Annotated in this window: 13 protein-coding genes and 1 riboswitch; of the genes, 11 read left to right on the forward strand and 2 right to left on the reverse strand. The window is 44.7% G+C overall.

Annotated features, from left to right (window positions below):
• Positions 1 to 228 precede the first annotated feature (228 nt).
• The 10 genes from E7L17_RS14720 (at position 229) to E7L17_RS14765 (ending at position 9,258) form a co-directional block, all read left to right on the forward strand.
• Positions 229 to 543 (forward strand): ArsR/SmtB family transcription factor, encoded by a 315-nt coding sequence (locus E7L17_RS14720; RefSeq protein WP_018213992.1) that lies wholly within the window; start codon positions 229 to 231, stop codon positions 541 to 543.
• A 93-nt stretch (positions 544 to 636) separates the two neighbouring features.
• The gene (locus tag E7L17_RS14725) at positions 637 to 1,650 is read left to right on the forward strand and encodes a permease (RefSeq protein WP_018213993.1); all 1,014 of its coding nucleotides are present in this window, start codon (positions 637 to 639) and stop codon (positions 1,648 to 1,650) included.
• A 15-nt stretch (positions 1,651 to 1,665) separates the two neighbouring features.
• Positions 1,666 to 2,439, forward strand: coding sequence for a DUF2703 domain-containing protein (locus tag E7L17_RS14730; protein ID WP_018213994.1), 774 nt, complete (start codon positions 1,666 to 1,668; stop codon positions 2,437 to 2,439).
• Positions 2,440 to 2,498: 59 nt separating this feature from the next.
• Entirely contained in the window at positions 2,499 to 2,741 is a 243-nt protein-coding gene (locus E7L17_RS14735; protein WP_020493353.1) for a hypothetical protein, read from the forward strand.
• Positions 2,742 to 2,835: 94 nt separating this feature from the next.
• Complete coding sequence (locus tag E7L17_RS14740; protein ID WP_312576926.1) at positions 2,836 to 3,210, forward strand: thioredoxin family protein; 375 nt, start codon at positions 2,836 to 2,838, stop codon at positions 3,208 to 3,210.
• Between the two features lie 4 nt (positions 3,211 to 3,214).
• On the forward strand, positions 3,215 to 4,261 hold the full coding sequence (gene arsB / locus E7L17_RS14745; RefSeq protein ID WP_316323890.1) for an ACR3 family arsenite efflux transporter: 1,047 nt from the start codon (positions 3,215 to 3,217) through the stop codon (positions 4,259 to 4,261).
• Positions 4,258 to 4,665, forward strand: coding sequence for an arsenate reductase ArsC (locus E7L17_RS14750; RefSeq protein WP_018213998.1), 408 nt, complete (start codon positions 4,258 to 4,260; stop codon positions 4,663 to 4,665). The genes arsB and E7L17_RS14750 overlap by 4 nt, the downstream gene beginning before the upstream one ends.
• Before the next feature lie 296 nt (positions 4,666 to 4,961).
• Positions 4,962 to 5,303 (forward strand): helix-turn-helix domain-containing protein, encoded by a 342-nt coding sequence (locus tag E7L17_RS14755; RefSeq protein ID WP_026184155.1) that lies wholly within the window; start codon positions 4,962 to 4,964, stop codon positions 5,301 to 5,303.
• Positions 5,304 to 5,352: 49 nt separating this feature from the next.
• Entirely contained in the window at positions 5,353 to 6,228 is an 876-nt protein-coding gene (locus E7L17_RS14760) for a methionyl aminopeptidase (RefSeq protein ID WP_026184156.1), read from the forward strand.
• Between the two features lie 274 nt (positions 6,229 to 6,502).
• Positions 6,503 to 6,607, forward strand: a riboswitch (NiCo riboswitch).
• Between the two features lie 113 nt (positions 6,608 to 6,720).
• A complete protein-coding gene (locus E7L17_RS14765) occupies positions 6,721 to 9,258 on the forward strand; it encodes a cation-translocating P-type ATPase (protein ID WP_316323891.1) in 2,538 nt (845 codons plus the stop codon).
• Positions 9,259 to 9,316: 58 nt separating this feature from the next.
• Here the strand turns inward: E7L17_RS14765 and E7L17_RS14770 are convergent, their stop codons facing one another.
• The gene (locus tag E7L17_RS14770; protein ID WP_018214002.1) at positions 9,317 to 9,778 is read right to left on the reverse strand and encodes a cupin domain-containing protein; all 462 of its coding nucleotides are present in this window, start codon (positions 9,776 to 9,778) and stop codon (positions 9,317 to 9,319) included.
• A gap of 227 nt (positions 9,779 to 10,005) precedes the next feature.
• Positions 10,006 to 10,344: a (4Fe-4S)-binding protein gene (locus E7L17_RS14775; protein WP_230974964.1), complete on the reverse strand. Its 339-nt coding sequence runs from the start codon at positions 10,342 to 10,344 to the stop codon at positions 10,006 to 10,008.
• Positions 10,345 to 10,373: 29 nt separating this feature from the next.
• Between E7L17_RS14775 and E7L17_RS14780 the strand changes: the two genes are divergently transcribed.
• Positions 10,374 to 10,532, forward strand: a complete 159-nt coding sequence (locus E7L17_RS14780; RefSeq protein WP_230974965.1) for a helix-turn-helix domain-containing protein — start codon at positions 10,374 to 10,376, stop codon at positions 10,530 to 10,532.
• Positions 10,533 to 10,706: the final 174 nt, after the last annotated feature.

The raw sequence follows: 10,706 nt of genomic DNA on the forward strand, positions 1-10,706 counted from the left end.
TCACCTACACAATAAAATCTGACTTATCACGAATTTGAGCCGTTGCATCTTACTTGACGCAACGGCTCTTGCTTTGTCTACATGCCAAGAATAGTCCAGAGTATCCTTGCATTAGGTCGGTGAACGGATTTTAATTTTCATAAACAGCGCTTCCTTTCATATTGACATTTTTTGATGTGAAGCATATACTATATCATATCAAGATAATTTGATGTGAGGTGATAAACGTTGGAGCTTACTCCGGAGAAGAACGCTAATGTATTTAAGGCATTTTGCGATGAAAAGCGGCTTGCCATTTTGGAACTGCTGCGCAGCGGTGAAAAATGCGCCTGCGTGCTCATTGATCAAATGGAAATCGGTCAGTCCTCCTTGTCCTATCACATGAAGATTTTATGTGAATCGGGTATTGTCGAAAGCAGACAGGAAGGCAAATGGACACATTATAAAATCAGTGAACAGGGCAGCCACGAGGCCATGCTCCTGTTAAAAGCAATTACCACCCCCAATGCAACCGCTGAAGATACTCGTTGTTGCAATCAATAACGGCCATCTGATGGAAGATGGCTTTTATTCGGCACAACATATCAAGTTTTTTTGATATGACTATTGAATTTAAGAAAGAGAGGCGCTTACCCTATGGAGATCCTTCAAAATACGTGGCTGTTCTTTCAAGACCAAGTGCTTGGAATGAAATGGCTCAACGCCCTAATCGGTAATCTGCTCTCGTTGTTCGGTCTTGATGTAACAGGACGAATTGGTGGCAGCGTTCAATTCTTTATCTATGATGTACTAAAAATCACCGTACTGCTCTGCGTGCTGATTTTCATCATCTCGTACATTCAAAGCTACTTCCCGCCGGAACGAAGCAAGAAAATTATGAGCCGCTTTCACGGCGTGTGGGCAAATATCATGGCAGCACTGCTTGGCACGGTAACGCCTTTTTGCTCTTGCTCCTCCATACCTCTGTTCATTGGATTTACCAGTGCCGGACTGCCCCTTGGCGTGACTTTTTCCTTTCTGATTTCCTCACCCATGGTAGACCTCGGGTCGCTCGTTCTGCTCATGAGCATCTTTGGCACAAAGGTCGCTATCGTCTATGTCGTTGTGGGCCTGGTTATCGCGGTCGTTGGCGGTACGCTGATTGAAAAACTTCACATGGAAAACTATGTGGAAGAATTCATTCGCTCGGCAAGCGGCGTAGATTTTGAATCGCCTGACTTAACCCGCAAAGAGCGTGTCATTTACGCCAAGGATCAGGTGGTGTCAACCTTCAAAAAAGTTCTGCCGTACATTCTGGTTGGCGTGGGCATCGGAGCTATCATCCACAACTGGATTCCTGAAAGCTGGATTGAGATGGTGCTTGGCAGCAATAATCCTTTTGGGGTAGTGCTGGCAACTCTGCTTGGCGTTCCCATGTACGCTGACATTTTCGGCACGATTCCGGTGGCCGAAGCGCTGCTCTACAAAGGCGCGCAGCTTGGTACGGTTCTCTCCTTTATGATGGCAGTCACAACGCTTTCCCTGCCCTCCATCATCATGCTGCGCAAGGCGGTAAAGCCGAAGCTGTTGGGCACATTTATTGCCATCTGCACCATCGGCATTATCATTGTTGGCTATCTGTTTAATATTTTCCAGTATCTACTGGTTTAATGGGAGGGAAAGAGAATGGCTAAAAACTGGTATCCAGTCATCGATTATCTTGCTTGCACTGAATGCGGAACCTGCGTGGATTTTTGCTCCCACAGTGTTTATAACAAAGCAAAAGCCCCGTCCCCTGTGGTGATGCAACCCGGAAACTGCATTGACCGTTGCCACGGCTGCGGCAACAAGTGTCCGGCAGGCGCCATCTCCTATGTAGGCGACGATACTGGCTGGACACCGCCAAACGGCGAATGCAGTGCAAAAAAAAGCGTAGATTGCTGCCGCGGCGGGGCTTGTGAGGAGGATTCCTCCAAGGCTGTGCTTGTGGAATATCTCTATCTTGATCTCAATACCTGTGACCGCTGTATCGGCGCCGATGCGGTACTGGAAGAAGTTTTGGGCAGTATCGCGCCCGCTCTGGAGGCTGCCGGATATACCATGCGGCTTCAAAAGGTACAGATCGCCACAAAAGAACTGGCGGAGCACTACCGATTCCTTGCGTCGCCCACCATTCGTGTAAATGGGCAGGATATCTGCGGACCTGTTGCGGAAAACACCTGCGGCTGCTGTGGTGAAATCAGCGGAACCGATGTGACCTGTCGTACCTTTGCATACAAAGGTCAAGCCTATGAAGTACCGCCCAAAGCCATGCTGGCCGAAGGAATTCTAAGAGCTGTGCTCGGCATGGTGCAGCCCGTTTGTGACTGCGGCGAGTATTCACTTCCAGAAAATCTCAAAAACTTCTTTGAGGGAAAAGCTGTGAAGACCGGTTGCTGCCCTGAAGGTACTTGCGGATGAGTAAACAAAGGATATAAAAACAGTTATTCCACTTTTGATTTTCGCCGTCATTGCCGAGATTGACCTTTACGGTTTTGGGTATCCTTGCGGCCACGGCGGGCAGCCTTGTATGGAGTGTTTTGCTACTGCTGCTCTATTTCATTGGGCACGGCATTCTCGCCGTGATTGCGGAGCCTTCCATGGGCTTTGCCCAAAAGCTCTCCCAAAGCGAGAAGTATGGAAAAGCCAGCGCTATTTTGAAAATCGTCATGGGCGCGGTGATCCTGCTCATCGGTTTCTATTTGTTATATTCAGGTTTCTAATCATGAATTTAAGGAGGTTTTTATTATGGCATTGTTTGGTTTTGGTAAAAAGAAAAATGCAGAGGAAGAATTGGTGCAGTGTGGTTGCGGGGAAATGTGCAAGCCCTCCGAAATTGCCGCAAAGAAAGCTGACGAAGAAGCAAAAGCAAAAAACTCCGGTTGCTGCTGTGGCGGTGACTGCAATACAGAAACGATTGCGGAAGCCGAAAAAGCAAAAGTGAGCGGTTCATCCGTCAAGGTGCTTGGCTCGGGCTGTGCAAAGTGCAATCAACTGGAAGCGGCTACCTTGGAAGCGCTCAAAGAGCTTGGCATGGATGCCACCATTGACCATGTGACAGACTTTACACAGATCGCTGCTTACGGTGTGATGACAACTCCTGCATTGGTTGTGGACGGCAAGGTCGTTTCCTTTGGAAAGGTTTTAAAAAAGGACGAGGTCGTTAAAATCCTGCAAAAAGTACGGGGGTAAATTTATGGCAAAGGAAAAATCACAAAGCATTGGCTTCTTTCAAAAACACCTGACCGTGTGGGTTGCTCTCTGTATGACGGCAGGTGTTTTAATTGGTAAACTTTTACCTGCCGTTCCTGCATTTTTAGGCCGTTTTGAGTATGCCAGAGTTTCTATTCCGGTCGCCATCCTCATTTGGGTGATGATTTATCCCATGATGATGAAGGTGAATTTCCAGAGCGTCAAAAATGTGGGGAAAAACCCAAAGGGGTTATTCGTCACATGGGTGACAAACTGGCTCATCAAGCCGTTCACCATGTACGGTATCGCCGCGCTATTTTTCTATGTGGTTTTTAAGGGCTTGATTGCCCCTGACCTCGCCAAGGAGTATCTGGCGGGTGCAGTACTCTTGGGTGCGGCACCCTGCACAGCGATGGTGTTCGTCTGGAGCACGCTCACCAAAGGAAACCCTGCCTACACCGTAGTACAGGTAGCAACCAACGATTTGATTATTCTGGTTGCCTTTGTGCCGATTGTGAAATTCCTACTGGGCGTTTCCAACGTGTCCGTGCCATGGGACACGCTGATTTTATCGGTCATTTTATTTGTAGTCATTCCGCTTGCGGGCGGTATTCTGACCCGTGTGCTGGTGACAAATCGCAAGGGCACAGAGTATTTTGAAAACACCTTTGTCCATAAATTTGATAATGCCACCAGCATTGGTCTGCTGCTCACTTTGGTATTGCTGTTTTCCTTCCAAGGTGATGTGATTTTGAATAATCCGCTGCACATTCTACTCATTGCTGTGCCGCTTGTTTTGCAAACTTTCCTTATTTTCTTCATCGCTTATTTTGCTTGCAAATGGCTGAAGCTGCCCCATGATATTGCCGCCCCTGCGGGGATGATTGGCGCGTCCAACTTCTTTGAACTGTCGGTCGCTGTGGCGATTGCATTGTTTGGTACTACTTCACCGGCGGCTCTTGCCACCGTAGTTGGCGTGCTGACCGAGGTGCCGGTGATGCTGTTGCTTGTAAAAATCGCCAACAAAACGAAAGGATGGTTTCCAGTATGAGCAAACCTAAAGTAGCATTTATCTGCGTACACAACTCCTGCCGCAGCCAAATTGCCGAAGCACTGGGCAAGTACCTTGCGTCTGATGTCTTTGAAAGCTATTCTGCCGGAACGGAAGTAAAGCCGCAAATCAATCAGGATGCTGTGCGGCTGATGAAGCAGATTTATGGCATCGACATGGAGCGAACTCAGCGCAGTAAGCTGCTGGAGGAGATTCCCCCAGTGGATATCGTGGTGACCATGGGCTGCAATGTGCAGTGTCCTTTTTTGCCCTGTATGCACAGGGAGGATTGGGGGTTAGATGACCCAACCGGCAAAAGCGATGTGGACTTTGAACGTACTATAAAAGCAATCCGCTCTAAAATTGAGAATTTGAGAGAGCGAATCGCTGACAACAAACTATAAAGAACGAGGCTGGCGTTTGTCAGCCTCGTTTTCCTATTCTCCGTTACATCCCCAGTATCGTCCAGTCAATACTTGCATAAGGACAGTGGAAATTTGCGGCAACATATGGTACGATAACTTTTAACAAGTATTTGAATTGCTAATTATTTATAATCTGTACAGTAATTAAAGGCATCCGTAAACTCCTGCTGCAGCCAAATTACGGAGATTATCGGCAAGCACTTTATCTCATATGTGCAACTTATATCAGGTAATTGTCTGTGAGAATTGATATACTGGAGAAAGGAGTGAAGCAAATGTCTGTTCAAACAATAGAAACAATGGCAAAGTGGGTAGAAAATAACATAACAGAAAGCCCAAGCCTGCAAGATATGTCATCATATGTTGGTTATTCACCGTATTACTGCTCTACAAAGTTTCGGGAGCACATGGGTATGACATATAAACAATTTCTTGCCCAATGTAAATTAAAAGCTGCTGCTAATGATCTTTGCATAACCAATGACAGAATAACCGATATTGCTTTTCGATATGGGTACTCGTCATCTGAAGCGTTTGCAAGAGCTTTTTCACAAGCGTTTCAATGCTCGCCACGCCAATATCGGAAAACTTCCGGTGTTTCTCTTAGCTCACCTTAGTCTATAGGGCGTATTGCTCCCTCCGAATTTGTAAATGCGAGGAGATAAAATGTCTGACAAGTTTGGAAGAAATGATCTCTGCTGGTGTGGCAGCGGTCGAAAATATAAGAAATGTCATGGCCCTATTGATGAGCAAATTGAAATTTACCGCTTAAAGGGATATGAAGTGCCTTATCGAAAATTGCTTAAAACAAAACAACAGATTGAAGGTATTCGGGAAAGCAGCAAACGAAACATCGCTTTACTGGATTTCATTGCAAATTATGCGGTTGATGGAATCACCACGGAAGAGCTTGACCGGCTTATCTTCGAAAAAACCAAGGAACTGGGAGGCGTTCCAGCAACACTCAATTTTGACGGATACCCTAAGAGCGTGTGTATCTCAATTAATGATGTTGTATGTCATGGTATCCCCTCTGATCGTATATTCCTGCGAAACGGCGATATTGTAAATATTGATGTGTCTACAATTTATAACGGATTTTTTTCAGATTCTTCACGCATGTTTTGCATTGGTGCTGTTTCCGCTGAGAAACAAAAACTGGTTGATGTTGCGAAAGAGTGTGTGGAGCTGGGCATTGAACAGGTAAAACCGTGGGGATTTCTTGGTGATGTTGGGCAAGCTGTTCAAGACCATGCAAGGGAAAATGGATATTCTGTCGTTCGAGAAATCGGAGGCCACGGTATTGGTCTACAATTTCATGAAGATCCTTGGGTCGGTTATGTGACAAAGCAAGGAACAGGAATGCTCTTAGTCCCAGGACTTGTTTTTACTGTAGAGCCTATGATAAATATGGGAAAATCCAATATAGTAACAGATAAATGCGATAATTGGACTATTCGCACTGCTGATGGGAAGCCTTCTGCGCAATGGGAAAAACAGGTGTTAGTAACCGAAACTGGTTATGAGGTGTTGGCATATTAATGAACAGTTAGGAATAACCAGAATTTCTTATTATGAGCATAATGAGAACCTAAATGAGCAGACCCAGCTCCTTGCAGAACTGGACCTACTCATTATTACTACATGCCAAGAATAGTCCAGACAATCCTTGCATAAAGACGGTGAACGGATTTTTGTTTTCATTTTAATTCTCCTTACATCTTCTATAATATTCTGGTTGACAATGATTGCAATCTTGCATATAATATATAGAATCTCTTTGCACTGCATTACATTCAGCATGAATGCGAGATCAACAGTACAAACTGAGCAGGCGATGAACCTTTTTGTAAAGGTCATGGGGCCGGGCCGCCCAATGAGCGGCAACAGATTGCAATTTGAGCACATCTGTGGGACAGTAGTATGTTCCATAGGTGTGCTATTTTTTATACCCTGATGGAACACATGACCCCGAAATGGAGTGCCATAGAGCTATCAAACGACTGCCGAAAGGCTAAAACGGAGGTAACTTTTATGACAGACAAAAAGCAAAACATGGCTGGCTTAACCGCCACCGAAGCAAAACGATTGCAGGAGCAATATGGTAAGAATGAATTGACCGCACGGAAAAAAGAAAGCTTTTTCAAAAAAATCCTGCATATTATCTGCGAACCAATGTTCTTACTGCTCATTGTTGCTGCGACCATTTATTTTATTCTGGGAGAATCCAGGGATGGTGCGATTATGCTCATTTTTGTGGTGGGCATCATTAGCATTGATGTAATTCAAGAAGGGAAAACCGATAAAGCCCTAAATGCCCTGAAAGATTTATCTGCCCCGCATGTCACTGTTATTCGTGATGGCAAGGAGCAGACCATTGCAAGTGCTGACCTTGTGCCCAGCGACTTAATGATGATTTATGAGGGGGTTAAAATCCCGGCAGACGGCATTATAATAAAATGTAACGACCTGTGTGTCGATGAATCTTCGTTGACCGGCGAAGCGGAAGGTGTGTGGAAAATCAACACTGAGAGTGCAGATTCAACAAGCGACTATTGGCGGCGTGATTATTGTTATGCTGGCACGCTGGTTACACAGGGCACAGCAACGGTACTGGTAGATAAAATTGGTGGCAGCACCGAATATGGAAAAATCGGTGCTAATGTTGCATCTGCACCAGAGGAACCCACACCCCTACAAAAGCAAACCGGAAGTCTTGTTAAACTATGCGCAGGAATTGCTGCAGTCTTGTTTGCCCTTGTAGGAATATTCACATGGCTAAATATTCCTGACCACAGCTTTGGCGACAGGCTGATTGAAAGCATTTTGTCGGGCATCACCCTTGCCATGGCAATGATTCCAGAAGAGTTTCCTGTCATCCTCACGGTATTTTTATCAATGGGAGCTTGGCGACTTGCCAAAAAGCAGTCACTGGTGCGCAAGTTGCCTTCAGTGGAAACGCTTGGCGCCGTATCTGTGCTATGCGTAGATAAAACAGGTACCATCACGATGAATCAGATGACCGTGCAGGATACGTGGGCTACTGATGGCAACACCATAGCACTTTGTGAAGTAATGGGTATGGGCTGCGAGACCGATGCCTATGACCCAATGGAAAAGGCAATGCTCAAGCATTGCGAAACCCTTGGAATTTTAAAGGAAGATCTTTTTGCTGGAGAACTAATCAGCGAATATGCCTTTACAAATGAGTTGAAGATGATGGGGCATATTTGGCGCAGAGATGACGGAATTACCGTTGCCGCAAAAGGGTCCCCTGAGCGTATCTTAACTATTTGTAAGCTTACAGATTTAGAAAAACAAACAGCAGAACAGAAGATCTCCGAAATGTCCAAACAAGGTTTGCGTGTAATTGCAGTTGCCACTGCAAAGCTACAAAGTGAAGCAGAAATTCCTGCACAGATCACAGACTGCCATTTAACGCTTTGCGGACTGATCGGGCTTGCCGACCCACCCCGTGAAGGTGTAAAAGCAGACATCGCCGTTTGCAATAAAGCGGGTATTCGTGTTGTTATGATTACAGGTGATAATGGCATCACCGCCGCGTCTATCGCAAAGAAAATCGGTATGCAAAACAGCGACCATATCATTACAGGCGATATGCTAAGCGAAATGACCGATGAAGAACTGCGTGAAAAAGTGAAGGATGTCAGCATTTTTTCTCGTGTCATTCCTGAACATAAAATGCGTATTGTAAAAGCATTCAAAGATAACGGTGAAATTGTCGCGATGACCGGTGATGGCGTGAATGATGCACCCGCTCTCAAATATGCCGATATTGGCATTGCAATGGGTAAACGCGGCAGTGAAGTTTCCCGTGAAGCAGCAGATCTCATTCTAATGGACGACAATTTTACTACTATTGTAGAAACGGTAAAAGACGGTCGCCGTATTTATGATAACATTCGCAAGGCTGTGGGCTATGTGTTCACCATTCATATTCCCATTGCCTTTGCCTCCTTACTTGCACCAATCCTTGGCATTGCCCCCTCAGCACTGCTTTTACTTCCTCTCCACGTTGTTCTGCTCGAGCTACTCATTGACCCTACCTGCTCGATTGTACTAGAGCGTCAGCCTGCCGAAGCAGACATTATGGAGCGAAGCCCTCGAGATCCAAAGGAAAAACTGTTGACCGCAAAAACTCTAGCCAAAAGCATTTTGCAGGGACTTATCATTTTTGCGGCCTCCTTTGGAACGTATTACGTAATCCTCGATGGAAATGTTGATAATGCACCAGTTGCCCGGGCAATGGGGCTTGCAATTATCATGCTATCCAACTTGTTTCTTGTACAGGTCAATAGTTCTGATCACGATTTTACCTTTCAATCGGTAAAGCGCCTTGTGAAAGACAAAGTGATGTGGGCAGTTAACCTTGGTACACTGGCTATGCTTGGCATTATTTTGTATTCGCCACTCAATGGCTTATTAAAGTTGGCACCACTTTCTGCTTCTCTGTTATTAAAGGCTGTTATTATTGCATTTATCGCAGTGTTTTGGTTTGAGTTAGTGAAACTGGTAAAACGACAAAAACTGAAAAATGGTTCAATGCAATAAAAATAAGAGCTGCGTGAATTCTCACGTGGCTCTTACTTTTTTTACATGTATTGTGGTTTCAATCCCCCAATCTATCGGCATCTGCCTTAGTTTTGTGCACTGTGCCATGCGGATGATGTGGTGGTGCATAAATTGAATAGAGTTTTAAAGGGCATCGCCCTTTATTAACAACATTATGCCATGTTCCGGCAGGGACAAAAATAACATCATCTGCTGCTATACATTGCTGGAAATCCAATTGCTCTTTGCGGTTTCCCATCAAAGCAACACCGTTTCCTTGTTCGATACGCAAAAACTGATCAGTATCTGGATGTATCTCTAACCCAATTTCACCGCATACGGGAATACTCATCAGAGTTAACTGCAGGTGACATCCAGTCCACAATGTCGTGCGATAGTTCTGATTCCGCCCAGTTGCTTGCGAAATGTTGGTAACATAGGGATAAGGCCCATGGTCTTGTTGGCATGACTCTACGGTCTGATTTCCGCAACCCCTTCTGTTTTCATTATATCGACTCACAAAAAAACACCTCCTTTTTCAGCTTAGGTAACATCACAAAATTATAAATTGCACAGCATTACCCTTATATATCTTATGCGATTGGATTAATAGGGTGATTGAATCCTGAGGGTAATTACACTTAAACCCCTCTCGATGATATTAATCCTGGATACAAAGATAGGCTTACAACCTTTTTAATAAAGTAAATAAGGAGCTACATCACGTTGTGATATAACTCCTTATCTTTATTGTTCCGAATATTCTATTGCATGAACCGGACATGCCTTTATTACACTTTGGAGTTTTTCATAATCAAGAGCCTGTTTATCATATGCTTTGACAACAGCTTTTTTCCCTTGCATTATAAACAGTGTGGGATAGTTCTTTGCACAAAGGGTACAGCCCATACAGGCATCCTTGTTAATATGGAGGCCGGGCTTAGCCAGCATTTCTCCCGGTAGATCCTCATCCCGAATAATTTTTGCCGAAATCCATGAGAAGATGATTATGGCAAGTACAGTGAGCGCCCAACGAATGGCCATGAACTTGGGACCTAAAAACTTTGCTTCATTACCTTCTGGCACTTTCTACCCAGCAAAAATCGGAATCTGTTTTGCTACCTATCACAAAAAAGCAGCTTGCTGACTACTTCGGTGTACAACGCCCCTCACTTTTCAGGGAACTGAAACGAATGAAGGACGAAGGCTTAATTGAGATTGCAAACAAAAAAATATATATCAAATTTATCAGTGAGCCATGGTATTTTTCTTAAGAAGCTTTACCCTTATTTTAGATTATGAAATTAAGCCGTTGCATCTTTATCTTGATGCAACGGCTCCTGCTTTGTCTACATCCCCAAAATCGTCCAGAGTATCCTTGCAAAAGGATGGCGAACGGACTTTTTCATAGTATCTGTGTCCTTTCCATTGTTCATATTTGTTTAATT

Source organism: Clostridium sp., assembly GCF_032576335.1.
In the GTDB taxonomy this organism is placed as follows: Bacteria; Bacillota; Clostridia; order Oscillospirales; family Acutalibacteraceae; genus Faecalispora.